29 protein-coding genes are annotated in these 25395 nt (G+C 39.7%); 10 read left to right on the forward strand and 19 right to left on the reverse strand.

What is annotated here, in order from left to right:
* The first annotated feature begins 51 nt into the window (after window positions 1-51).
* From FTU77_RS07130 to FTU77_RS07145, 4 genes are all read left to right on the forward strand, one after another.
* A complete protein-coding gene (locus tag FTU77_RS07130) occupies window positions 52-996 on the forward strand; it encodes a triacylglycerol lipase (protein ID WP_257223594.1) in 945 nt (314 codons plus the stop codon).
* 367 nt (window positions 997-1363) lie between these two features.
* Window positions 1364-2374: a triacylglycerol lipase gene (locus FTU77_RS07135; RefSeq protein ID WP_180055419.1), complete on the forward strand. Its 1011-nt coding sequence runs from the start codon at window positions 1364-1366 to the stop codon at window positions 2372-2374.
* A 201-nt stretch (window positions 2375-2575) separates the two neighbouring features.
* The gene (locus FTU77_RS07140; protein WP_180055420.1) at window positions 2576-3541 is read left to right on the forward strand and encodes a triacylglycerol lipase; all 966 of its coding nucleotides are present in this window, start codon (window positions 2576-2578) and stop codon (window positions 3539-3541) included.
* A 251-nt stretch (window positions 3542-3792) separates the two neighbouring features.
* Complete coding sequence (locus FTU77_RS07145) at window positions 3793-4713, forward strand: triacylglycerol lipase (RefSeq protein WP_180055487.1); 921 nt, start codon at window positions 3793-3795, stop codon at window positions 4711-4713.
* Between the two features lie 63 nt (window positions 4714-4776).
* Here the strand turns inward: FTU77_RS07145 and rplS are convergent, their stop codons facing one another.
* From rplS to ispH, 12 genes are all read right to left on the reverse strand, one after another.
* A complete protein-coding gene (rplS, locus tag FTU77_RS07150; RefSeq protein ID WP_078189351.1) occupies window positions 4777-5148 on the reverse strand; it encodes a 50S ribosomal protein L19 in 372 nt (123 codons plus the stop codon).
* A gap of 139 nt (window positions 5149-5287) precedes the next feature.
* Window positions 5288-6028, reverse strand: a complete 741-nt coding sequence (gene trmD / locus FTU77_RS07155) for a tRNA (guanosine(37)-N1)-methyltransferase TrmD (RefSeq protein WP_180004770.1) — start codon at window positions 6026-6028, stop codon at window positions 5288-5290.
* Between the two features lie 42 nt (window positions 6029-6070).
* Window positions 6071-6619, reverse strand: coding sequence for a ribosome maturation factor RimM (gene rimM, locus FTU77_RS07160; protein WP_078189353.1), 549 nt, complete (start codon window positions 6617-6619; stop codon window positions 6071-6073).
* A 17-nt stretch (window positions 6620-6636) separates the two neighbouring features.
* On the reverse strand, window positions 6637-6894 hold the full coding sequence (gene rpsP, locus FTU77_RS07165) for a 30S ribosomal protein S16 (protein ID WP_078189354.1): 258 nt from the start codon (window positions 6892-6894) through the stop codon (window positions 6637-6639).
* Between the two features lie 144 nt (window positions 6895-7038).
* Window positions 7039-7518 (reverse strand): type IV pilin protein, encoded by a 480-nt coding sequence (locus FTU77_RS07170; RefSeq protein WP_078189355.1) that lies wholly within the window; start codon window positions 7516-7518, stop codon window positions 7039-7041.
* Entirely contained in the window at window positions 7512-7982 is a 471-nt protein-coding gene (locus FTU77_RS07175) for a type IV pilin protein (protein WP_180055421.1), read from the reverse strand. Before FTU77_RS07175 ends, FTU77_RS07170 begins: the two co-directional genes overlap by 7 nt.
* A 9-nt stretch (window positions 7983-7991) precedes the next feature.
* Window positions 7992-12011, reverse strand: a complete 4020-nt coding sequence (locus tag FTU77_RS07180; RefSeq protein ID WP_180055422.1) for a hypothetical protein — start codon at window positions 12009-12011, stop codon at window positions 7992-7994.
* Between the two features lie 17 nt (window positions 12012-12028).
* Window positions 12029-12808 carry a PilX N-terminal domain-containing pilus assembly protein gene (locus FTU77_RS07185; RefSeq protein WP_180055423.1) on the reverse strand — a complete coding sequence of 260 codons (780 nt, stop codon included), beginning with the start codon at window positions 12806-12808 and terminating at the stop codon, window positions 12029-12031.
* Window positions 12805-13881, reverse strand: a complete 1077-nt coding sequence (locus FTU77_RS07190; protein ID WP_180024302.1) for a PilW family protein — start codon at window positions 13879-13881, stop codon at window positions 12805-12807. The genes FTU77_RS07185 and FTU77_RS07190 overlap by 4 nt, the downstream gene beginning before the upstream one ends.
* 1 nt (window position 13882) lies before the next feature.
* Window positions 13883-14395, reverse strand: coding sequence for a type IV pilus modification protein PilV (gene pilV, locus FTU77_RS07195; protein ID WP_078189360.1), 513 nt, complete (start codon window positions 14393-14395; stop codon window positions 13883-13885).
* A complete protein-coding gene (locus FTU77_RS07200) occupies window positions 14395-14856 on the reverse strand; it encodes a GspH/FimT family protein (protein ID WP_078189361.1) in 462 nt (153 codons plus the stop codon). The genes pilV and FTU77_RS07200 overlap by 1 nt, the downstream gene beginning before the upstream one ends.
* A 163-nt stretch (window positions 14857-15019) precedes the next feature.
* Entirely contained in the window at window positions 15020-15970 is a 951-nt protein-coding gene (ispH, locus tag FTU77_RS07205; protein WP_180055424.1) for a 4-hydroxy-3-methylbut-2-enyl diphosphate reductase, read from the reverse strand.
* A 133-nt stretch (window positions 15971-16103) separates the two neighbouring features.
* On the opposite strand from ispH, the gene gmk reads away from it, so the two are divergent.
* From gmk to FTU77_RS07230, 5 genes are all read left to right on the forward strand, one after another.
* Window positions 16104-16727 carry a guanylate kinase gene (gene gmk / locus FTU77_RS07210; RefSeq protein WP_180055425.1) on the forward strand — a complete coding sequence of 208 codons (624 nt, stop codon included), beginning with the start codon at window positions 16104-16106 and terminating at the stop codon, window positions 16725-16727.
* Window positions 16728-16803: 76 nt separating this feature from the next.
* A complete protein-coding gene (gene rpoZ, locus FTU77_RS07215; RefSeq protein WP_067762989.1) occupies window positions 16804-17085 on the forward strand; it encodes a DNA-directed RNA polymerase subunit omega in 282 nt (93 codons plus the stop codon).
* 218 nt (window positions 17086-17303) lie between these two features.
* Window positions 17304-19409: a bifunctional (p)ppGpp synthetase/guanosine-3',5'-bis(diphosphate) 3'-pyrophosphohydrolase gene (locus FTU77_RS07220; RefSeq protein WP_180055426.1), complete on the forward strand. Its 2106-nt coding sequence runs from the start codon at window positions 17304-17306 to the stop codon at window positions 19407-19409.
* A gap of 54 nt (window positions 19410-19463) precedes the next feature.
* Window positions 19464-19847, forward strand: a complete 384-nt coding sequence (locus tag FTU77_RS07225; RefSeq protein ID WP_078189365.1) for a RidA family protein — start codon at window positions 19464-19466, stop codon at window positions 19845-19847.
* A gap of 218 nt (window positions 19848-20065) precedes the next feature.
* On the forward strand, window positions 20066-20260 hold the full coding sequence (locus tag FTU77_RS07230) for a bacterioferritin-associated ferredoxin (protein WP_078192519.1): 195 nt from the start codon (window positions 20066-20068) through the stop codon (window positions 20258-20260).
* A gap of 9 nt (window positions 20261-20269) precedes the next feature.
* Here FTU77_RS07230 and FTU77_RS07235 read toward each other — a convergent pair whose 3' ends face one another.
* A complete protein-coding gene (locus tag FTU77_RS07235; RefSeq protein ID WP_180055427.1) occupies window positions 20270-20428 on the reverse strand; it encodes a hypothetical protein in 159 nt (52 codons plus the stop codon).
* A gap of 77 nt (window positions 20429-20505) precedes the next feature.
* Here FTU77_RS07235 and bfr point away from each other — a divergent pair, with 77 nt between their 5' ends.
* The gene (gene bfr, locus FTU77_RS07240; RefSeq protein WP_180055428.1) at window positions 20506-20970 is read left to right on the forward strand and encodes a bacterioferritin; all 465 of its coding nucleotides are present in this window, start codon (window positions 20506-20508) and stop codon (window positions 20968-20970) included.
* A 50-nt stretch (window positions 20971-21020) separates the two neighbouring features.
* On the opposite strand, the gene FTU77_RS07245 is transcribed toward bfr, so the two are convergent.
* The 6 genes from FTU77_RS07245 to FTU77_RS07270 form a co-directional block, all read right to left on the reverse strand.
* Window positions 21021-21452: a pilin gene (locus FTU77_RS07245; protein ID WP_180055429.1), complete on the reverse strand. Its 432-nt coding sequence runs from the start codon at window positions 21450-21452 to the stop codon at window positions 21021-21023.
* Between the two features lie 158 nt (window positions 21453-21610).
* Window positions 21611-22327, reverse strand: coding sequence for a TfpX/TfpZ family type IV pilin accessory protein (gene tfpZ / locus FTU77_RS07250; RefSeq protein WP_180055430.1), 717 nt, complete (start codon window positions 22325-22327; stop codon window positions 21611-21613).
* A gap of 70 nt (window positions 22328-22397) precedes the next feature.
* Window positions 22398-22859 carry a pilin gene (locus tag FTU77_RS07255; protein WP_180055431.1) on the reverse strand — a complete coding sequence of 154 codons (462 nt, stop codon included), beginning with the start codon at window positions 22857-22859 and terminating at the stop codon, window positions 22398-22400.
* A 202-nt stretch (window positions 22860-23061) separates the two neighbouring features.
* Window positions 23062-23619, reverse strand: coding sequence for a TPM domain-containing protein (locus FTU77_RS07260; RefSeq protein ID WP_180055432.1), 558 nt, complete (start codon window positions 23617-23619; stop codon window positions 23062-23064).
* Complete coding sequence (locus FTU77_RS07265; protein WP_373685815.1) at window positions 23613-24698, reverse strand: YgcG family protein; 1086 nt, start codon at window positions 24696-24698, stop codon at window positions 23613-23615. The genes FTU77_RS07260 and FTU77_RS07265 overlap by 7 nt, the downstream gene beginning before the upstream one ends.
* A gap of 25 nt (window positions 24699-24723) precedes the next feature.
* On the reverse strand, window positions 24724-25314 hold the full coding sequence (locus FTU77_RS07270; protein ID WP_106983937.1) for a LemA family protein: 591 nt from the start codon (window positions 25312-25314) through the stop codon (window positions 24724-24726).
* Between the last annotated feature and the right edge of the window lie 81 nt (window positions 25315-25395).

Genomic DNA, 25395 nt, shown 5'->3' on the forward strand with positions numbered 1-25395 from the left:
CAATTTCAGGATGAAATGATGAAAAAACCACAAGCTCTTTTATGCGCAATTATGGCTGCATCAGCAGCGATCGCCAGCACACAATCCCAAGCTGCGGCTGGACTCCAACATGTCACCGCCAATAGCTCGGCAAGCTATGCCAAGACCAAATATCCGATTGTATTTACTCATGGCATGTTCGGGTTTACTCGCATTGGTTTTGACAGCTTTGGCATGGATTATTTTTATCAAATTTTGCCGGATTTAGCCCGCAACGGGGCAAATACCTTTGCTGCCCAAGTTTCTCCGCTAGAGTCTACAGAAGTTCGTGGTGAACAGCTCCTGAGCCAAGTCGAAGAAGTCCTTGCCCTGACGGGTCAACCTAAAGTGAACCTCATTGGTCATTCACATGGTGGGCCAACAACGCGTTATATTGCAGCGATCAAACCTGAGTATGTAGCATCAGTGACTGGTGTTGCAGGCACTTATCGCGGCTCTCTAGTCGCAGATAAAATCCAAGCAAATAAAACCATTAATTCAGTCTTTGGGGTACTCGGCGATCAACTCTTAGCACCGATTATTACTTGGGCTGAAGGCAACTCGAGTCTACCTAACAGTGTTGATGCATCACTTACCGCAATCAGTGAAAAAGGTTCGGCTGAATTTAATGCAAAATTTCCAACCGCAGCACTAGCGACGAACTGCAATCAGTCGGGTGCCAAAGTCGACAATGGTGTGTATTACTACTCATGGACAGGTACAGCACAAACCACGAATGTATTAGATGTATTAGATACAGTGATTAGTCAGCTTGCCCCTTTGGCCTATGGAAATCGTGACAATGACGGTTTGGTTGGACGCTGTAGCACCCACATCGGACAAGTGATCCGCGACGACTACAATCACAACCACTTAGATGAAGTGAATATGGTCTTTGGCCTACGCAGCCTATTTTCACCTGACCCAGTTGCGCTCTACCGCCAACATGCCAATCGTTTAAAATTACAGGGTCTGTAACCTCAAAAGTTGGTTCCCTTTCAGCACTGAAAAGGACGTCTTTGGACGTCCTTTTTTGTTTACAATGTTTTTATTTGTAAGTATTAAACAAGCTAATTCAATAAGTTATTAAATCATAACAACTAAAATAAATAGCAAAAATAAAAGACAAATGTATATAAATATGCATGTCATCTGAATGCAGCCCATGTCCTAAAATGACATGGAATTTCAAACCGAGCATGAAAAAATGACAAGGCATCTTTGTCTATTCAAACTCTCTAAAATCAAAGATATGGCCTGGCCAATCACAAAGATGTTGCTTAAAAACAGAGAGTATTTTCATTATTAAAAAGTAATAAAAACAACATCAGATCAAGGAACATTTATGCGATCTTTAGTAAACACGGCCAAGATGGCCTCTGTAGCTGCAGTTGCAGGCTTAGCGATGAGTATATCGGCAAGCACTCAAGCTGCGCCTAGCGCCCTCCAGGTGAAGGAAACGGCAAAATCTGACTACGCAAAAACCAAATATCCAATTTTAATGGTGCATGGTTGGCTCGGTTGGTCACGTATCGGCACTGACACCATCGGACTAGATTATTGGTACCAAATCTTGCCAGATATGGCACGAAATGGCTCAACCGTATTCGCCGCGCAATTATCTCCTGCAAACACCACAGCACATCGTGGCGAGCAGTTAATTGCACAAGTTGAAGATGTTTTGGCTATTACAGGGAAGCCAAAACTTAACTTAATCGGTCACTCTCATGGTGGTCCAACTGTATTGTATGTGGCTCAAACAAAACCACAGTACATTGCGTCTATTACAGGTGTTGCAGGGACCTATCACGGCTCTAAAGTAGCGGATGATATTCAAGGCAACTCACTTTCTCGTACTGCCTTCAATATTTTAGGTGATTATATTGTCGGCCCACTGATTGCTTTAGGTCAGGCAAAACCAGAGCTTGAAATTGATTTCGATGCTTCAATGAAATCACTATCACAAACAGGTTCTGCTACATTTAACAGTACGGTTGCAAAATCTGCTGTAGCTGACGGTGTTTTGGCGTCTTCAGAAAATTGCAGTAAGAACTTAAAGCAAGTCGACAGCAAAGGCATTCAATACTATTCATGGACCGGTGTTGCGCAAACCACGAACCTACTTGATATCGACACGATCCTGATGCAACTCGGGCCATTGTCTTATGGTAATAAAGACAATGACGGTATGGTTGCACGTTGTAGTGCTTATATCGGTAAAGTCATTAACGACAGCTACAAACTTAACCATACCGATTTAGCCAATATGATGTTCGGCTTAACGGGTCTATTTGCACAAGATCCTGTGGCACTGTACCGTCAACATGCTAACCGTTTAAAACTGCAAGGACTTTAATTTTTATCGTTGACGTTTCAATTCACTAAGGGGGCTTCGGCCCTCTTATTTACTTTTATCAATCTGAAGTTCTTGATCTTTTATTTTGTTACATTTAGCGGCGCAGTTAATCTTTTTCAATTTGCAACAGGTGATCTTTATTGCTTTATTAGAAGTGACAATAAATATTGTCATAAAACAATAATACATTGAGGATCGCTCATGAAATACGGACCATTTTTAGCAGGTTTAATTGCAGCTACATTCATCGGTAATGTATCTGCATCGCAAGCAACCCAAGTCACCGCCAAAGCTAGTTCTAGCTATGCAAAGACCAAATATCCAATCGTATTTAACCATGGTATGGGTGGTTTCATTACCGTCGGTACGGACTCATTTGGACTCGACTATTGGTATCAAATCCTGCCTGATCTTGCCCGCAATGGTGCAAATGTCTGGGCAACGCGCGTATCGCCGTTTAACTCCACCGAAGTACGTGGCGAACAGCTTCTACAACAAGTCCTTGAAATCCGAGCACTCACTGGTGCGGATAAGGTGAATTTGATTGGACATAGCCATGGTGGGCCAACAATTCGTTATGTTGCCGGTGTTCGCCCAGATGTAGTTGCTTCATTAACCAGTGTTGCAGGACCTCATCAAGGCTCCCCTGTTGCAGACTTAATTTTAAAAGCTGAAGGCACCGCTGTCGAAGCACCCTTAGTCGGAGCTGTGAATTTTGTCTCTAAAGCCATTGTTTGGGCGCAAGGTCTAGATCCAACGACTTATCCTCATGACGCATTGGCAGGTGGTTCAAGTTTAACGCTAGCGGGTTCTGCAAAGTATAACGCCGCATTCCCTCTGGGCTTGCCTAAATCCAATTGCGCTGATGGCAATAGCGTTGAGAAAGGCATTTATAACTATTCATTTACAGGTGTGGGCCAAATCACCAATATTTTAGATTTAGACTCAGCACTAAAAGTGACCGCATTACTGATCGATGGCGGAAAAGACAATGATGGCCTCGTATCACGCTGTAGTGCCAAATTTGGTAAAACCATTCGTGATAACTACAACTGGAACCATTTAGATGAAATCAACCAAGTGCTTGGTCTCAAAGCGTTGTTCGCACCAGATCCTGTCGATGTTTATCGTCAACATGCCAATCGTTTAAAACTTCAAGGTTTATAATTTAGTAAAGCTATACATTAAACCCTGTAAATTCAGGGTTTAATGATATTTTCATTAATCAATGTACAAAATATCTTTCATTCTATCGATTAGTTCTCACATTTTTCTTTCCTTTTTTATAATCCTTAATGACAATAAAAATTGTCAGATAGGCAATTTTGTCTATTTCCAAACTAAACTGAATCAAAGTTTGAAAACCAAAACAAAAAGAAAGGAATGAAAAATTGCTCTGTGCCACGCTCCTTGCAAGTATGGCAGTGACCCAAACGCATGCTGCATTGGGTATACAGCAAGCGACCACTAAAAAAGTCATCGACAATTATGCTGAAACCAAATACCCCCTAGTGTTTGTACACGGGATGTTTGGTTTTAATCGCTTAGGCGGTGCCGTTTTTGGTCTAGATTATTGGTATCAAGTTCTCCCTGATTTAGCAAGCCATAAGGCTACGGCCTTTGCTACACAAATCTCCCCGTTGGAGTCCATTGAAGTTCGCGGTGAACAACTGTTAGACCAAGTTGAACAAGTGGTTGCGATTACTGGCAAACCTAAAGTGAATTTAATTGGTCACTCACATGGTGGCCCTACGGCTCGATATATTGCGGGTGTACGACCTGATTTGGTTGCCTCTGTCAGTACGGTCGCAGGAACCAATGACGGTTCACCTGTGGCAGATTTAGTACAGAGTGTCCCGATTTTAAATGGCGTATTAGCGACTGTTATGGATGCCTTAATGACCCCAGTGATTAACTTCGCCCAGCAGTCTAACCTCCCTTCAAATTTTAAAGCTTCGATCTACAGTATGTCTCAACCGGGTGTGAAAGCCTTTAACGCAAAATTTCCACTCGGTATGCCTGCAACCAAATGTGCTGATGGCTCAAGTGTTGCCAATGGCATTAGCTTCTATTCATGGACAGGTATATCTAACACCACCAACTTACTTGATCCAGATACGATCTTTACTGCAATGGAGCCAATTGCATTTAGCGGACAACCGAACGACGGCTTAGTGAGCCAATGTAGCAGTAAATTGGGTAAAACCGTCCGTGATAATTATAAGTGGAACCATTTCGATGAAGTCAATCAAGTATTGGGCTTGAAAGGACTATTTGCACCAGACCCTGTTTCAGTCTACCGTCAACATGCCAACCGTTTGAAACTTGAAGTTTTATAACTTTCTTTCATGCATAAAAAAATGCGCCTAAAGGCGCATTTTTTTACAGCGTTGTAAAACAAATTATTTTGCTTTACGAGCTGGTAATTTTTCACGAATACGTGCAGCTTTACCAGACAATTCACGTAGGTAGTAAAGTTTAGCACGACGAACGTCACCACGACGTTTCACTTCGATACCAGCAACGATTGGTGAGTGAGTTTGGAATACACGCTCAACACCGAAACCGCTAGAAATTTTACGTACTGTGAACGCAGAGTTCAAACCACGGTTTTTCTTAGCAATTACAACACCTTCAAATGCCTGAAGACGTTCACGCTCACCTTCTTTTACTTTAACTTGAACAACTACTGTGTCACCAGGAGCAAAAGCAGGGATGTCTTGTTTCAACTGTGCATTTTCAACAGCTTGTACTAAAGGATGTTTACCGCTCATGGGGTATCTCCGATTATGCGAGTTAGAAGAGGTCTAATCATCGCTGGGGCTAGAGGCTAAAGCGCATAGACCCGATTGACTTTCCCTTTATGCTTGACCGCTTCAATGCATAAAGAGCCTAATATAAGATTTAAAAAATTTAAACCTTGGAATCTTTTAGCCATTTCTTTTGCTGCTTGGTCAATTCAACTTTTTCAACCAACTCAGGTCGGCGTTCTAAAGTGCGCTGATATCGCTGCAAAAACCGCCATTTCTCAATATTGGCATGATGTCCCGATTTTAATACTTCAGGAACATCTAAACCTTCAAAATGGTCTGGCTTGGTATATTGTGGGCAATCTAAAAGACCATCCACAAATGAGTCTTGCACATGTGATTGTTCATCAGACATTGCACCCGGAAGTCTCCGAATCACGCTATCCAATAAAACCATCGCAGGGAGTTCACCACCAGATAAAACGTAATCGCCTATTGACCATTCCTGATCAACATATTGTTGGATCAAACGCTCATCTACTCCTTCATAACGACCACACAATACAATCAATCCATCATATTTGACGAAATCTTGTACCGCAGGTTCATTTAAGGTCTTTCCTTGTGGCGACATATACACCACAGGGACATGAACAGCACCCGCTTGCTTGGCAAGCTCTTTGGCACGATGAATTGCTTTCGCTAATGGCTCAGCCATCATCACCATACCTGGACCACCACCAAATGGACGCTCATCCACTCTTTTGTAGTTGCCCTCAGCAAATTCGCGTGGATTGATACAATGAACTTGCACAATGTCACGTTTTGCTGCGCGCCCGCTAATACCGTAGGCTGTAATCGCTTCAAACATTTCAGGAAAAAGCGTAATGACTGCAAAAAACATCGCAGACTCCTCTATTTTCCTGCTGCGTCAATCCTTAAAGGATTAATAATCTACGCCCCAATTTACGTAGATACGACCAGCTTCGAGATCAACACGCTGTACCACATCTTTATGCCATGGAATCATTCGCTCTTCGCTATCGACGCTGTCAGCAGTAGCGCGAACTACCATCACGTCGTTAGCACCTGTTTCAAACAATTCGTGGATTTGACCGAGATTGACTTCTTGCTCATCTTCTCCCAGACCTAACACTGTTAAGCCCTTCAAATCTGACCAGTAGTACTCGTCCACGCCTGCTTGCGGCAGTTGCGATTTAGAGATCCAGATATTTGCACCAACCAAGTTATCTGCCGCGGTACGATCACTCACACCTTTTAGCGAAACAACCAAGCCTTTGCCATGTGGTTTCCAACGTTTTACATCTACTGTTTGCCAACCTGCTTTGGTCTCAATGTACCAAGGAAGGTAGTCAAAAATATTGCTCATAGGTTCTGTATTGGAATAGACCCAGAGCCACCCATTTAATCCATATGCTGAACGTAGCTGTCCAATCTGAATACGATCTTCGGGAACATTCTGTGTTGGTGTCATGGGTAACCTACTACTAATTAAGCAGTAGCTGCAGCTTTCTTAGCTTCAGCAGCTAAAGAAGCAACACGTTCTGAAGGTTGAGCACCTTGTGAAACCCAGTGAGCAAAACGGTCAGCATCTAAACGAAGTTTTTCTGCTTTACCTTGAGCTGTAGGGTTGAAGAAACCGATACGTTCGATGAAACGACCGTCACGTGCATTACGGCTATCAGTCACAATGATTTGATAGAACGGACGTTTTTTAGCACCACCGCGTGCAAGACGAATAACAACCATGATAGAACCTTATAGTTTTTACGGATTATCCCTGTACCGACCATCGATACATTTCAAACCCCTTTCATAGAGGGCAATATTTTACGTGAAATTTGCCCTGAATGAAAGATCAAAAAGTGTTTATCCACAATTTTGAATTTGAGGTTATTTGCCGTCCCAGTTTGAGGTGGCAGATGGAGTACAAGCAGTACTAGAATTATCTGTACCAACAGTCCAACACCGCTCACCTTTATAATTTAGTGCAATATGCCCATCAAGGTGCTGAGTTGAAGTTGCAATTGGTGTAGCAACTAATAACCACCTTTCTGAACCTAAGGGTGAGGATGTATCAATAACTCCACTATCATCAAGCCATTGCAGTTCTAACATATACAAAGGATTACCCTGTATCGGGTATGTAGTCTTAATACCAATATCAGTCATAGTTGCGCCTGTTACCTTAAAATTAGCAATTTTAAAGCGCTGAATTTGTGCAGCGACTTGCAACATATTTGCTTGCATATCAGTACGTTTAGTTTTTTTCACATATTGAAGATATGAGGGATATGCAAATGCTGCAAGAATTCCAACTATCGCAACAACAATCATCAATTCAACAAGTGTAAAGCCATTTTTTCTTACCATGACTCTGCTCCGGAACAATCAAAATCTATTGTCTTCCCTTGCTTAAAACACTGTATACCAGTACTCGTTACTACATAACTATTATTTTTTTCATCAGTTGATGTAGCCATAATTGCCCAACTTTGCCCGGTAGAAGATGAATTACTTAAAGTATTTGCTGTATTCGCTCCATCTCGAACACTAATATTATATTTAATATCAGTGCCCGTCGCACCATTAGGTACAACCAACAAATTGGATGAAGCATTAAAATTTAAATAATTAAAATTACGCGTTTTATGCTTCTCCAAATCAACAGCGATTTGTTTCATCGTTTGTTGTGCTTGCGATGCTAAAGATTTTCTTGCATAAGCTTGATAACTAGGAATAGCAATAGCTGCAAGTATTGCAATGATGACAACGACAACCATCAACTCAATTAAAGTAAAACCTTTTTGAGCCAATAACGTATTTTTGTTATACATACAGCCCACCTATTGTAACTTGGCATACCAACGCTGAGGAATTAAACAAATCCTACTCGCTTCACCTGGATTACCACCCATACCATTATAAATAGTTCGAGTCCCAGTACTTAAACAATAATTGTTTTCACTACCGCCAGTTCCACCACCATTTCCACCACCATTTCCACCGCCAGTTCCACTACCAGACCCGTCATCAACACTGACCACTGTACCTGTATGAATACCTACACCAATTTCATCTTTGCCATACCATTCAGTACCAAATTTTGTTTTATCACATTGACCATAAGGCAAACAAATTCGTGACAAGTAACTTTGACCTTTTACACCAGCACCACAATCACCCGAAATACCCGGACGGGAACCATCAAAAGTTGTTACGTAAAGTACGTAATTCATTGCGATAGGAGTTCCAAATACTTTTTCACTTTGAGCTTTATAATTTGAACATGGTGCAGTTCCTGAGCAATTTTTATACTCATAATACCATCCTTTAGAGGTGGCATATGGGGCCTTAAGAGTTGTGTCATCTTTTCTATCTGTATCAGTGATAACAGCTAAATCACCTTTTATTATATCTTTGGTGCTATAAGTAGATAATGACATTAAGTTTTTATTAGCAACATCTTTATCATAAATATTATAAACTGCTTCATAATCTGCTGTACCAGCAGTGTAATCCTGTAATGGCTTACTTCGGTTCCCTGAACCAATGCTGATTAAAGCAAATACCGTCCCTTGATCACTATATAGTGAAAATGCAGGCATATCATAAAAACGAGGACTCATTCCACTAGCTTTATTAAGGTTCAGCAATCTAACGGGATTCTTAATAATCGTGCCTAACGTTGATGCTTTATTATTGAAGTCTACGCGGAACACTTGCCCACCTAAATCTCCAAAATAAATGTTGTCAATAAGATCATCCCCATCACGATCTACAGTCCGTATTTCACTGACAACACTGTTAATCATTGTTGAGACATTAGATGCTAAAGGAACAGAGGTACTGTTTGTTGCATTAGCACCTGTCCACCATAACAGATCACCATTTTGTGCATCAAACATATATACTCCAGCCCCTTTTGCTGGAGCTGATGTAGAAGGTGCAAATTTTTCACACTCATATCCAACGGTCTTGGCTACCGTATCTGTACCAGTATTACATGCTGTTGTCCCAGTTTTTGCATCATAACCACCACCAACAAACATTACTTGCTTACGAGTCGTTTTGCCTGTTGAGTCCTTCCAATTAATCCAACCAATTGCTGGTTTAGACCAACTTTGTCCCATATGTTGAAGCTGGGTGAACGACTTAGACGTATTATTGAAAAAAACTTTTTGATTTTCTGGGTCTATATGGAACTTCAGCTTTGGATCGCTCATATTTTGCAGATCTAACGCGTAGTAACTTTTTCCGCCCATGCGTAGTCCACCATAAACCATCTGTCGGCCTTTTTGCGTTCCCTTTCCTGAACCAACGGTTAAGTAACCATTATCATCTACCACATATTCGGTATAAGCGGTCCAAGGCCCATCTATACCATAATAAAGATTATTAACACCACCATTTGTAGAATCATATTTTAGAAAAGCATTTTTTTGCTTTTCAATCATTTCATTTGGCACAAATGTAAATACTTCATCACCACCAGCATCAGAACTTCCCGACCCATTTTTATCACCAACTACAATATCGCCATTTTCTAAACGTTGTTTTCCAGCTTTAACGACATGTAAAACACCTTGTGTAGTACCAAATAAAATGTAATCTTCACGCCCCTCGGAACTGAGTCGCTTGACATCTTTATCGTATGCAATTTTACCCTTATTCGTAATTAATAAAGGAGATGAGTGCATTACTGCACCAATTTGGCGTAACTCTTTATTTAAAGTTGTTGATGTTGGGTTGCTTAAATCATTTACGCTATAACCAAGTAGAGCCATAAGATAACTATTATTTGCATTATCGGCTTTATAGGTACTGTTTGTTAAATCTGCCCGAGTAACTTCTCTAAGCTTGGTCCCACCACTCCAAACACCTGAGTTTACATCTCGATTTGTTAATACTTTACGTTGCTCTTTAGTGTTATCACTCGCACTAAACCCTAATTTTAGTTGAGAAAATACCCCTCCACGCAATGCAAACTTAGTACTACCTCCTGTAAACTCATCACCTTCTTTATTTGCTTCAACAACTGATGCGGCCCACAGATCATAATTATCTTTAATCGCACCATCATCATCTAAAATTGTATTTTTATTTTTATCTTTTAATACACCGTTGATAACAGCATATTTTTTTAAATTACCAGCCCAAAGTTGAAAACTTTTCTCTGGGGTTGGTTGAAATTGAGGATAATATGCAAAATCTTGAATAACTGATGGATTTAGAGCGTCTTGTGGTACAGATGGTGAGCCTGTTGTCACAGAAGGTATTGTACCTCCTAAATCTCCCAAGAATGAGTTTACACTGTTTACGATATCTTCCGAGCTATTCCCTGAATACCAGCCACCCTCTCCTATAATTCCCCAGTAAGCTGCTTTTTGGACATTACTTTTCCCTTCCGACCAATCAATCGTACCTAATGCAGCAATATTTTGAGCTTGTGTTTTAGTCTTATCAAAAGAAGTAACACTATTAAAACTATTACCAAACCCAACTACTGCTGTTTTAATTTTTAAACCTAACGGATTTTTAGCTGCATCAAGTAAATTTCCGGCAAACTTGTGTGTGCAATCCCAACTAGTTTCCGAACTAGTACATGAAGCTAAGGCGGAGCTCTTTGTATCTAATGCCGCTCTCATCAGCGATTCTGCACTGCCATTACTACTTGGCTCACCATCTGTTAAAACATAGATACCTTGTCCGCTACATTGCTTAGCTGCATCCGTTTGTATTAGAGATGCTGGTGAACTATATAGGCTCCCATCTGCAATCTTAGTGTCTGTATATGAATAAGGAAAACCACTATTGCCGCTGTCAGAATTTGCTGCATTGTTTTTATAATAGTAATAATAACCACTACTTGATAATCTATAATCATAACTTGGCAAACTCGTGTATGTAGCAGAATAGCTATTACACCCGCCAGTTGCTGTCTTGTCAGTACATTCAAAAAATCTACTTGTATTTGAAGTTGTTGAACGCCCAAGAAGTGCCGAAGTAAGAGTACCTGTACGTGTACCAAATAAATATGCTGCCGTTTCAGCATAGGCATGTGAGGTTGGCGTCCCCCCCCGCGCTCCTAATGTCGCAATCTCATTGAGTAAAATTTGTCTCTGTGTCACCCCATTAACCACAGCACCAAGAGCTCGGGCCGGAATACGTACTTGTCCACGAGTATTATCGGCAGTACTTGGTCTACCCGAACTATCAAAACCTGTTGGTCTAGAATATGTTGATAATCCAATAACTTTCGCATCATCTAATGCACCGATACCTTTAGTTGCATTGCCATTCAGCAGATCAAACATACCATCTTTCAAACGAGTAATTCGGTCGTAGTACTTATCTGACTGCTTTTTCTTATAATAACTTGTTGCAGAACCAGAAGTGCTGGTCGTCATATCTCTTGCATCATCTGGTAAAGCAGCAATTTCTGTAGAACAAGTTGTGTTTGTTGCAGTAGCTGTACCATTTGTGCCACATTTAAAATATTTTAAACTGCTTCCAGAACCTGTACTACGATAGAAATAAACATCTTTTGTTGCAGTGCAATAATAACGTGTATATTTGGGGTTTCCATTTGTAGAGAGTACACTACCATCACCATAAGCCTCTGTTATTGATGGTAAATCACATGCACTAGCTGATTTGATTAATTGTGGCGCTCCCATACTGCCCGAAATATCAAGCATAAACATTAAAGTAATATCGCCCTCTTTCGCAGTTTGATAAATATCAATATCACTTGCTTGCGCTACACTTGATGCTACTAGACCCGTATAAATTGCTGCGATACTGGTCGCAAGAATTTTCTGACGATAGGATTTTTTTATCGCATTCTGTTCAATCTTTTTCATCTTTTCTTACTCCCAAATCACGTAAAATCTTGTGCAATCACATACTCAGTCGCATGTGAAGTATATGGAACATTTAACCCCGACAAACATTCCGTCACACTTTTAGTTGGATCATCCTCGATGGGATCAACTTTAGATGGTTTTGTCGTACCATCAGGTATGGAAACTTCATTCATTCTTGCATTAAAACAAGTATCAATTTTCGAGCGATCTGCTGTGCTGAGCGCAGGCATAATCGAAACAGCGAACACTTTCACTGGTTTACTTTTTTCAAACTTCACACCCTTTTCATCAGAACCGAACTGCATTCCATAAAATGGATCCGCATCAGACTGAGTTGAATATTTCACAGCAACTTGAGTAATAACAGCCTTACGACCACTCGTAAAAAAGTTGCTTGTAGCAGATGTTGATGTACTGCAATAACCATCCATTCCCATTGCATTTGCTGTTGGTTTTGACTGTCCACCTTCCCATTGCATAATGCTGGCACGATTAATATCAAAAAAGTCCGCCTTATCACCTCTATAACAAAATACTAATTCTTTATCTTTATTTTCAGCCCCACTGATATAACCAAACATTCCACTCGTGGTTAAACTTTGAATTAAGTTCTCTTCTTTTTCCACACTAAAAAAAGCTGAATCAGCATTTTGTAAAAGTAGTTGTTGAGCTTGGCTGTTTGTAGCAATGCTTAAACCCACTACACTATTTTTTATAGCTAATGTTCCAATTACAGTTATCGCCAATAAAAGTACCAATACAACAATCAAGGTTGCACCATTTTGATTTTTCATTTTCCTCGCTCCCCAAACGTGTTACGTAACGCAATCGTTTGCGACACAACCTGTCTTACGTACTTAGAAGATGAATTAGTTTTTGGCGTTTTAACAACGACTGTCTGATCCAAAACTTTAAATTCTTGATCATCCTTAAAAGCTGAATCACTCCCAACACTTTGGGTCGAACGACCTAATAGCCCTAACTGTACAGATAAAATCCGCGGTTTAGGCTCTTCTGTTAAATCCATATATTTTTCTTGAGAAATATATTCATAACCATTTTTCGTATGAATCCCAAATAAAACCCGAAAGTGGTCAACTCGTTTCATTATAATTTCACCCTGACCACCAAAATCAGTTAATACTGTTGGATTGACGTCTGCAGAAGCGCTATTTTTATAAGACTCCCAATACCACCCTGCATCACAAGCTAAAGAAAGTGATTCATTTGGTTCAGTACCTTTATCGGTATCTTCCCTTAAGAAATAGCGCTGTACAATAATTCGCTTTGCAGGTTCTGTTTTTAAAAATTCAATTTTATTACCTTCACAATCGTATCCCCCAAACCACATATCATCTGATGTAACTGTTGTTCCTTTATCATCTGTGACATATTGAGGTTTGTATTGAATAACTAATTGATCACTAGACACATCACCCGACTCACAACCATTATCTATTACATCAGCACAAGAGACATTAGATGAATGAATCCCACTAGATGTCAAAAAAGATTCCGCCGTATTAGCGCCTATTAATGTTGGATATAAATTACTAAATACTTTTTTGGGTACGGTATCAGTTGCAGGAATAGTTCGTGCATTTGCAGCAGATGTAAATACTATTCCTCCATATGTTGTTTCGTCATTTATGATGGATTTAATATTGTTTAAATTAGTAGATCTAATTTCGTCAGTAATATAATTCAAACCAAAAGTGGTATTATCCTGCAAATTAGCCATACCTTGTTGTAAAGCATAACTTTTTTGAGCCGTAATAAACATCAATATTGCTGCAGCAGAAACAATCAAACCCAATGCTAATGCAATCATTAACTCAATTAATGTAAAACCATGTTGAAGTTTCATATTAGTACACCTCCATGATCAGGCATGTTGAACTTGGATCATAAGAAGTCGAGTTAGTACATCCACCAGCCCCTGCATCCGTTTCATTCGTCGGGCTTGTCTCCCCCCACGCGACATATATACATGCACGACCATCATCATTCCCCTGACAATCGATCAAATTTACTGCCATAGCTTTTTCATGTGCTTTTTTAACAATTTCAGAAACATCAAAATCAGCCATTTCATCTGCATCACATGCGGTCTGATAACAGTTTTTAGTAGACGTTTTTTGTTCAGCCGGCGTTGTTATTTCAGACTTATATTTTTCCAAAGCACCCCGATTTACACGAATGCGCTCGGCAAAATCACGAGCCAAACTCATGCCTTCTACTCGATAGGTACTTTCAGCCGATGCCTCAATTGCACGATATTGCAATGCAATAAATCCAAGCACGCCTATTGCTAGCACTAATAGCGCGACTAGGACCTCCATCAATCCCAAACCTTTCTGTACTGATATGTAATGATGCATTAGCAAGTACCCTCTACAATTTGTTGAATTATCCCCATTCTTGAAATCGTAATTATCTTTGATTTCTCTCCGGAATTTTCGTTACAGACTTCAATGACTACGTCAGTCATTGAACTACTCACTCTTCCTGTCATATCAAATACAATAGGGCTAACTGATGTTTTTAATTCAGATTTACCAGAAGGACTCCACCCAAACAAAAGCTTTTCTCTCATTTTTTCTTTTTCAGCGCTACTCGGGGTAACAGTATTTAATGAAAGATCAACCTCTACATTTTGACGATTTAATACAGCTTGAGCTCTTGCCTCATTCATTACCGAGATTAAAGTATTCGTACTTTTATTTAGATTCTGATTTAAAAGCATATTATTCATAAATGGCGCTGCCATTCCCGCAATAATTGCTATCACAGCAATTGTCACAATCAGCTCAATTAACGTAAATCCATTATTTTTCTGCATACTCCCCCCAAGGCGCGCCAAACTTTACCCTATTAAAAATAATATCTAATTAAATTACAAAACAAACACAAATTAGGATAAAAGGCATAAAAAAACAGATAATTGCCAAAAAGCAATTATCTGTCAATTCTTAAAAAATTCAGAATGTTAAGTCATTAACACTTTATGCCTGAGTTACAGGAATACGTAACTCTTTTGGTAAACTAAATGTAATATTTTCTTCACGACCATCCAGTTCTTGCGGTGCTTTTGCTCCCCAATCTTGTAAGCGCTGAATTACTTGTTTAATTAAAATTTCAGGTGCAGATGCTCCTGCAGTTACACCAATTTTTGTGTACTCATTAAACCATTCTTGCTGCAACTGATCGGCATTGTCCACCAAATAGGCATGCTTACCCATCCGTTCGGCCAATTCACGTAATCGGTTCGAGTTCGAAGAGTTCGGCGAACCCACAACCAATACAACATCACATTGCTCAGCCAGATCACGTACGGCATCTTGGCGGTTTTGAGTGGCATAACAAATATCATCTTTACGAGGCCCCTGAATTTCAGGGAACTTCTGACGTAGAGCATCAATCACTTTTGCTGTGTCATCTATAGAAAGCGTTGTCTGAGTTACAAACGCTACTTTTTCAGGATGCACCACTTTTAGTTCAGCAACATCTTGTTCATCTTCAACCAAATAAATCGAACCACCATTTTTGGTGTCATATTGGCCCATCGTCCCTTCAACTTCTGGGTGACCTTCATGACCAATCAAAATCGCTTCCACCCCTTCACGGGCATACTTGGTCACTTCTATATGTACCTTGGTCACCAAAGGGCACGTCGCATCAAAAACTTTTAGCCCACGGCGCTCAGCTTCTTGTTGTACCGCTTTAGATACACCATGCGCACTGAAGATCACGATATTGTCATCTGGCACTTCATCCAGTTCATCCACAAATATCGCACCGCGTTGACGCAAGTCGTCCACCACAAATTTATTATGTACTACCTCATGACGCACATATATTGGGGGGTTAAAGCATTCCAGTGCACGGTTCACAATCGCGATGGCGCGATCAACACCTGCACAGAAACCGCGTGGATTAGCTAAAACAATTTCCATAGAATCCTCAATGCCCACTCAATTTTACGGGTATCACTTGAAATAAATGTAAACAATAGACGTCTGACTATTTTGTTTGGCGCGCGTCTGCTCTAAAATAGAGAAGATATTTTATCATATCAGGAAAAATATCATGTCGGGTCTCTTGTTTGTCGTTTCTGCTGCTTCGGGAACGGGCAAAACATCCCTCGTTAAAGCCCTGCTTGAACGTGTAAACAATTTACATGTCTCTGTTTCTCATACCACTCGTGGTCAGCGTCCTGGCGAATTAGACGGCGTACATTACCATTTTGCAAAAAAAGAAGATTTTTTATCTTTGGTGAATGAAGGCGGCTTCATTGAATATGCAGAAGTTTTTGGTAATTATTACGGTACTGCACAGCGCACAGTAAAAGAACAATTGGCCAAAGGTCATGACGTTTTACTTGAAATTGACTGGCAAGGTGCTGAACAGGTTCGTAAACTTTTTCCTGAATCTAGACAAATTTTTATTCTTCCTCCGAGTCAGTTCGATTTACGTCAACGTTTATCCAATCGTGGTACAGACTCTGTTGAAGTAATTGAACATCGTCTTAGCTGTGCCGTAGAAGATATGCAGCAATACGTTAATTTTGACTATATCATTATTAATGATGACTTTAATAAAGCACTGCATGACTTAGAGTCCGTTATTATTGCCAATCGTCTTGTTTTAAAACAACAAGCCATGCGCCATGAAAAACTGATTGAGAAATTAATCACCCCTATGGAACAGTGATTAAAACTTGAGTCTATAGACAAAGCACCTTATACTGCACAGTCTGTTAAAAATTTATATTCAAACGAGAATTCTTATGGCACGCGTAACCGTTGAAGATTGTTTAGACCATGTAGACAACCGCTTTGAGCTTGTACTAGTGGCAAGCAAACGCGCGCGTCAATTGGCACGTCAAGGTATCGAACCTACTGTTGAGTGGGACAATGACAAACCAACCGTTGTTGCTCTTCGTGAAATTGCAGCGGGTCACGTTTCTAAAGACATTTTGAAACAACGTGAACAAGACTACCAAACTTCAAGTTTAGACCTTGCACTTTCTGCAAATAACCTAAACTTAGACGGTTTTTCTTTCCAATAAGATAAACCTGACCTTAAAAGCCTAGTTTTTAACTAGGCTTTTTTTATGGATTCTCTTTAATATTTTACTCAGAACAGTTATAACATAAGCTTAAGAAGTGCAAAGCAAGCAAAAAAGATTTTCATTTTTTTAAACTAAAAAATTGACAAGTCATGCAATATGCATTTCATTAAAGTATTAACCGTTTCATTTGTAAATCAGTAGTAAAAGGGTGTTCTATGCCAGGCCCAATGGTCAGCCAAGCCAAGCAACAGTTAGATGTGATTATCGACGCTTACCTTTCAGTAAGTGAAGTCGAACGCGTGCTTGAAGCTTGCGACTATGCGGATATTGCTCATGATGGCATTACACGTAAAAGTGGCGAACCCTACATCCTCCACCCAATTGCGGTGAGCTGTATTTTGGCGCATATGCGTCTTGATGCGGAAACGTTAATGGCCGCTTTACTGCATGATGTCATCGAAGATACCGAATTTACTAAACAAGATATTACTGAAAAATTTGGTCTGACTGTTGCTGAACTCGTCGACGGCGTCACCAAACTCAGCCATTCTAGCGATAAAGAATATAATAAAGCCGCATCCTTCCGTAAAATTCTGCAAGCCACCCTACAAGACCCACGTGTCATTATTATTAAACTGGCAGATCGATATCACAATATGACCACACTGGGTGCTTTACGCCCCGACAAACGTGCTCGTATTGCCCAAGAGACCTTTGAAATTTTTGTGCCTATGGCACGCCTCGTCGGTATGAATGAAATGGCCGATAACCTTGAACATTTGTGTTATCAGAATCTAGATTTGGATATGTATAACAATGTTCAAGAAGCGTTATTGCAAACCAAACCGAAACGCTGCGAATACCAAACCAAGTGGGAAAACAACCTCACTACCCTACTTGAACAGCACCATATTTCAGGTCGAATTAAAAAGAAAAATAATAATATTGAATTACTTCGCCACTTCGTAAAAAACGATATCGATCTGCAAGAGCTCACTCATAGTCATGCCTTTGAAATTATTTTACAAAGCATCGCAGACTGTGACCGACTTGCTGACATCCTCAAAGAAAGCTTTAAAGTCCTTAATTACGCCGATCATATCCGTCGCCCACTCCCAGGTGGCAACCAGTCACTGATGATGCGTTTAAAAGGTGAAAAGACCATTTTATCGCTGACCATCCAAACAGAGCTAATGCGTAAAGCGGCGCGGTTTGGTGTGGTCCTCGGTGAAAATGCACCGCAAGCTTGTCGTTCAGCGATCCAAGCCTCCATGCAAAATTTAAATGTGTTAGTCGATGGTGCATGCGCCAAGACCACATTTAGTGAATTACTCGATTATCTACATCAAGAAAAAATTTGGGTTTACACCCCACACGGTCATTTGCATGAACTCCCTCAGGGTGCCACAGCGGTTGATTTTGCTTATTCAGCAAGCTTATTTTTGGGCAACCATGCCGTTGGTGCAAAAATTAATGGTGAAACCAAACCCCTTTCAACACCATTATTGAGTGGTCAAGTGGTTGAAATCATCACCGATGTTCTTGCAACACCGAATCCTGACTGGCTGAGCTTTATTAACACCCAAAAAGCCCGTCGTGCATTACAAAATATCCTTCGTGACCAAGACCAAGATGAACAACGCTTAGTTGGTCAGCAAGCTTTAAATCGTGCATTAAAGCTCTTTAACCGTTCTGTGAGTGATTTAACATTAGCCGATTGGGAAAATGTGCTGAATTGGCGTCATTTAAATGATAAAGAACAATTGTTTGAACAGATTGCCGTGGGTGATTTACTGCCTCAATTGGTTGCCAATCATTTATATGCTCAAGATACTATTCAGACTTCAAATTCTGCACGCTTGATCTTGGGCACAGATGGTGTCGACGTTAAATATGCGCACTGCTGTAACCCGGTTTTAGGTGATCCAATACAAGGGCATTTATCACGTCGTGGTTTGATTGTGCACCGTTCACGTTGTCATAATTTATTGCATGAACAGCATTTACATCCTGAAAATATCATGCCTTTACACTGGACTACAGAAGACAGTGAAGACATTAGTTTTACAGCCTATTTATGCTTAAACATGCTGTTAAATGATGAGCAAATTTCAGAACTGATCTATCTATGCCGTAAAGAAAAAATAGGTGTAGAAACTGTCCGCTCACATGAAGAAAAAACCTATGTGAATATTGTTGTACATAACCGTAAACAAATTGCCGAAATTATCCGTAATTTAAGAATGCATTTTGGCTTCCCACGCATCAGTCGTTTGGCACAACCTGTTGCCATTGCTGAGCCTGCGAAAGTTGCCAGCTAACCTGACACCGCATTTTTATATATGTTGTGTCTGTGATGATAATAGGAGAAATAGATGTCCCGCCAGGTAATCCATACTGAAAATGCACCCGCTGCAATTGGTACTTACTCACAAGCCATTTTAGTGGGCGACACTTTGTATTTATCAGGTCAAATTGGCTTAGATCCATATAGCATGGAGCTGGTAGAAGGCATTGAAGCTCAAATTCGCCGTGTATTCGACAACTTAAAAGCGGTATGTGAAGCTGCAGGTGGTACGTTAGCCGATATCGCTAAGCTGAATATTTTCCTCACTGACCTTTCTAACTTCCAATTGGTCAACCAAATTATGGGCGAATACTTTGCTCAACCCTACCCAGCACGCGCAGCACTCGGTGTAGCAAGCCTACCAAAGGGTGCTTTAGTAGAAATGGATGGTGTGGTGATTATTAATCAATAAGTTAGTAAACATTGCTTAAGCCATTCACTAAATATCACATTCCAAAAGAACAAAAAGACTCACATGGAAATCTGAGTATTACTCAGATTTCCACTTAAAAGACATTTTTTATTCAAAAACTCAATCACCTTAAAAGCATTTTTAAATGATTTTTATTGACAAACAATAATAATTATCAATAATATTACTTATCCCATTTATTCACTTGGTTTGATTTCATGTACGTTTGTTTGTGCCGTGGTATTACTGATCAAGACATTAAAGATGCAATTGCCAATGGCGCAGAAAGCTATCGTGAAGTTCGCGATATGCTCGATTTAGGCACCTGTTGTGGTCGCTGTGCTCCTGAAGCCCGTATGATCATCAGTGATGAAGTTGCGCAAATTGCAGCCCGTATCGCAATTGCTGCTTAAACCAAGTTTTTAAGTTTCATCAACAATCATAATTATAAAACCAATGGTCTCAGACCATTCCTCCTCCCCCGCTTCTGACTCTAAGCGGGTTTTTATTGTCTGCTTTTTAGTGTATTTGATTGCGATTTTCATTTGCTGTTCAATAAAGTACTCGCCATCTAAGTCCATCTTGTTTAATATATTTTTTAATACAGTTTTTAGTGCCTAGGTCGATTTACTTTGGCAACATTGATGGAGCAAATGCAATGATAGGCAATCGTGATGTAATTAATCAGTTAAATCAGGTGCTCTACCATCATTTGACTGCAATCAACCAGTTTTTCCTACACTCTCGTATGTTTAATGACTGGGGAATTGAGCAACTTGGCTCAGCTGAATATAAAGAATCAATTCGCCAAATGAAGCATGCTGACAAAATTATTGAGCGTGTTTTATTCCTAGAAGGTTTGCCAAACTTACAACACTTAGGAAAACTTTATATCGGCCAACATACAGTTGAAGTATTAAACTGCGATGTACGTAAAGTAAAAGAAAACATTGAAGCCATTCAAAAAGCTGTTGCCTTAGCAGAAGCACACATGGATTATGTAACACGTGATTTAGTCCAAGAAATTCTTGAGAAAGAAGAAGAATGGTTGGATTGGACAACAACACAATTAGATTTAGTTGAAAGTGTTGGTGTTGAAAATTATATTCAGAGTCAGATTTGATATTTTAAAGCCCGCAGTTGCGGGCTTTTTATCCATTTTAACAATCAAATTTAACTACAACCGCTCGGTTTAAATTTTGTTGCTATGCCCAGTGATGTTGAACAAGTCCAAGCTCCTGCTAAGTCCCTATTTAAATATACAAACTCACCAGCAATAGGTGTCGCAACATGATTTAATTGACAGACGAGTGCTTTATTTGCAACACCACTCACTGGTGGATTAACATCATATATACAGACATTAGATTGAGAGCCACTAAAAAACATATTCACCACTGTAAAATCAGTGGTTGACGATGCAGTTGCCCCACTTAAAACCAGCTCATATTGAGTTTTAGCCCCATTCAATTCAGCCAAAGCCGTCGTAATTTGGGATTTCGCTACATAACCCTGATACAAAGGAATTGATATTGCAGCTAGCACACCAACAATAGCAACCACAATCATCATTTCTATCAATGTAAAACCAAAGTTTCTATTCATAGTAAAAGTCTTTTGCAAAAATAAAAGCTTTCAAAATTCATACCATTATTTTTATTTATAAAAATCATAAATATAAGAAGATATTCTTTATATGCTTTTTATATTTTAAATCAATTAGTATCAATTTATTAAATTATCTGACAATTATCGTCATATATTTAACTTTCTTTCCAAGGCCTCAAGTTTACAATTCCAATAACTTTTGCATTCGAACGATCAAGCAACACAACCAAACCAGAACCCGTTGTACGTAAAGGCATCCATGCATTGGCTTTTGGAAATTTTTTCAACTCTATAGCAATAGCATTTGCTTGGTTGAACTCATATAATTTTTTTAAATCCTGAGCATAATTTTGAATTCTTGGCTTAGCAACACTTAAATCTGCATATAAATTAGGCACAAGTGTTTGCTCAGCATAATATTCATATTTAGAATTATTTGTATCTACAGCTACCCATTGAGGACTCAGCCAGCCATTTTTCTTATATTTGTTATTCGCTTGCACTTGGTCTTTTGGTAAGATTGCATTTGCACGAACTAACTGAAAAATACCACCATTCTGAACAATCCATACAGGCCGAGAGGAAACAATACTAAATAATCCATATCCCATCGCCAAAATTTGTAAAACAAGGATAATCCCTAAATCCATTTTTAAGCTTTTCTTACCTTCCTTATAAACTAGAAATGCAAGTAGAGGCCCAACAATCACATCAATTGCTATCAGCATTATAGCAATTACGCCAACACCTTCATCAGCAGCAATGGGCTGTGGATACCAAATAAAGAAAATAAAATACAAAATCAAAAGGGCGAATAAAAGAGATACTGAAAAATGTATTGAAAAAAAACGTAAACGATTGGAAATTTTCAATTTATTACCCTCAAATTATTTATATTAAAAAAGCCCTCACAAGGAGAGCTTTTTCTAAATGACTTACAACTTATGAGCAAGAAGAAGGTTTGTATTTAGCTGCTGCAGTCGTAGCACAAGACCAAGAACCCAATGCTGAACGAGTCCATGTAACTGTTGCCGCCGTACCATCTGTAAGCGCAGATGAAGCTGCACCAGCAAATGTACCAGAAATTGTACCAGTAGAAGTCAATGTAGCAGTGTTAGTTACAGCAGCAGTTACAGCTGTACCTGCTGTTGTAGATGCTGGAGCTGTTAAGCTCATAATTGAAGAGCCAGTATAACCTAAATCACAAGCACCAGCTGTAGTTTTACCATTGTTTAAACAATCTTCAAAAGCAGTTTTAATTGCACCCAATTCTGCAACAGCACGGCTTACTTGAGATTTAGCGATATAATTTTGGTATTGCGGAATTGCAATTGCAGCAAGAATACCAATAATTGCAACAACGATCATTAATTCAATAAGGGTAAAACCTTTTTGAGCGTTCATAACATTCTCCACAAATGTATAATTTAATTATTAAGCTTTTAAAGCTAATTTATTGTTAGCACTAAGTGTGCCAAGAATGATTATAATAAAAAAACTCAAAAAAACAGCATTTTAAAAAAATATTTATTTTTTTGTGAAAACTTTGTCTCTTTTTGTGTTTAAAAGTGACAATTAATGTCACTATCTTACTCATATTTCATGCCTACAAGATCACTGGCAAATCCGAAATTTCGTTTTTTTCGTCTATTCCCACTTCCGCATAAAATTTTCCAAGCACTTTCCCTATTTCCATTACCCCACTCACCACAGAATCGCGATAATTCCCTTGCTTTAATGCAACCAGCATGGATTCACAAATATCTTGCCACACTTTTTGTTCGGTCAAATTTTTAATGCCACGATCAATCACAATCTCTACGCTACGTTCACATAAATTGAGATATAACAGCACACCACTATTATGCTCAGTATCCCATACGCCTAATTCTGCAAATAATTGCTGTGCGCGTGCATAGGTATTTTGTGAATAGGCTTGATGTGCAGGAATATGCCCCTCAATAACCACTTGTATTTCCCCCACATGCCCCTGCTCTGCACGTGTCACAGCTTGTGCTATCGCATGCTGATCTTGTTGATCAAAATAGCGTTTTGTCGCAGGTAAAAAGCAAAAATGCTTAAGCCAACGTTTGAAGCTTGGCTGGTGCAAATCTTGAATTTTAGGTTGCGTTAAAATTTTTGTTGTTTCAGATGTTGTTACCATGAGCCTGAAGCACCTCCTCCACCAAAACCACCTCCGCCTCCACGGTAACCTCCACCGCCAAAGCCCCCACCAGAGCCACCACCGCCTCGTCCACCACCTGAGAGGAAGGCTTGAAAAATCACTTGTGCCAATGCTGTAATTAATAAAAAGAAAATACCACCACCAATGAGCAAGCTAGTAATTAGGCCTGCACCATTCACTAGCCCCGCAACCGTACCTGCGACAGCTGCTGTTGCTGCACTCAATCGATTACCTACAATATACGAGCCAATAATGCCTGCAATTAAAATAAACAAAGCAGTCATCATGGTTTTTTCTTTGGCTTGTTGCTCATGTAAAGCCTGCTCCTGTTGCTCTTTTAAAGCTTGAGCGGCTTGAGCGGCCACTTCTGGATCCATATTCAGGACTTTTTCAATCTCATTTAATCCTGCTTGAATCCCTTGAGCATACTGATTTTGCTTGAAATAGGGTGTGATGTTATTCCGAATAATTCGACTCAATACCACATCAGGTAACACACCTTCTAATCCATAACCCGACAATATTTGTATGCGATGATCATTCACAGCAATCGCCATTAACAGACCATTGTCTTGTTTGGCTGTTCCAAGCTTCCACTGATCTGCAACTCGCATGGCATAAGAGAAAATGTCTTCTTGTCCCGTGGTCGGTACAATAACAATACCAACCTGTGCTTTGGCAGTTTTATGTAGTTGTAGGACTTTCTGGCTAATGGCCTGATTTTCCGCTGCACTTAATAAGCCTGCTTGATCCACAATCGGTGTGTTTAGTGTGGGTAAAGCTCGTTCACTTTGGCCTTCTGCCATATCATTGGCAATATTAGGTGCAGGCTGTGTTACTGCGTCAGCTGATGCCGTTGCTGTTGGTTGACTCGTCTTTGTCGCCGATTGTTGCTCTTTTATGATCTTTGAGGCCACGGCGATTTCATTCACAGCCTCATCTTGAGCAACAGCAGTCTCACTCCAGCTATGACTACTCAGACTCAATAGACTTAAGCACAGAGCGAAATACAGCCCCAAGTAAGCTTTAGAGTTGTGCAAACGTTTAGACATCAGCATTCCTTACAGGCTTTAGCGCAACAATTTAATCAAAAGTCACTTTAGGTGCAGATTGAGCACTTTGCTCAGCACTAAAGTTTGGTTTTGTTTTCATTCCAATCACTTTTGCAGTCATTGCTTGAGGAAATTGACGGACATAGCCGTTATAGTCCTGAACAGTTGAAATATAGCGATTACGCGCAACTGCAATACGGTTTTCTGTTCCTTCTAATTGCACTTGTAGGTCTTTAAATTGTTCATTGGCTTTTAAATCTGGATAATTTTCTGAAACTGCAATCAAACGCGATAACGCACTGGTCATTTGCGATTGTGCTTCTTGATATTTTTTAAATAGTTCAGGATTTTCAAGTACTTCTTTATCTACTTTTAAACCGGCAACATTTGAACGAGCCTGCGTCACTTCAGTCAGTACTTGTTCTTCATGTTTTGCATAACCCTTCACAACATTGACCAAGTTAGGCACTAAATCTGCACGACGTTGATATTGGTTTTGTACCTCAGACCACGATGCATTGACTGCCTCATCCTTCACTTGCAAAGTGTTATAGCCACAGCCTGTTAAGCTTAAACTACCTGCCAAAGCCAGCGCCAACATACTATTTTTTATTAAATTCATCCCAATTAACCTCGAGTATTTATTTGTATTTGTTTAAATAAATTTATTCTAGCGCTATTTTCTTTTGGTTTTGTTGCATTT

It is taken from the genome of Acinetobacter sp. YH12142, from assembly GCF_013418435.1.
In the GTDB taxonomy this organism is placed as follows: Bacteria; Pseudomonadota; Gammaproteobacteria; order Pseudomonadales; family Moraxellaceae; genus Acinetobacter; species Acinetobacter amyesii.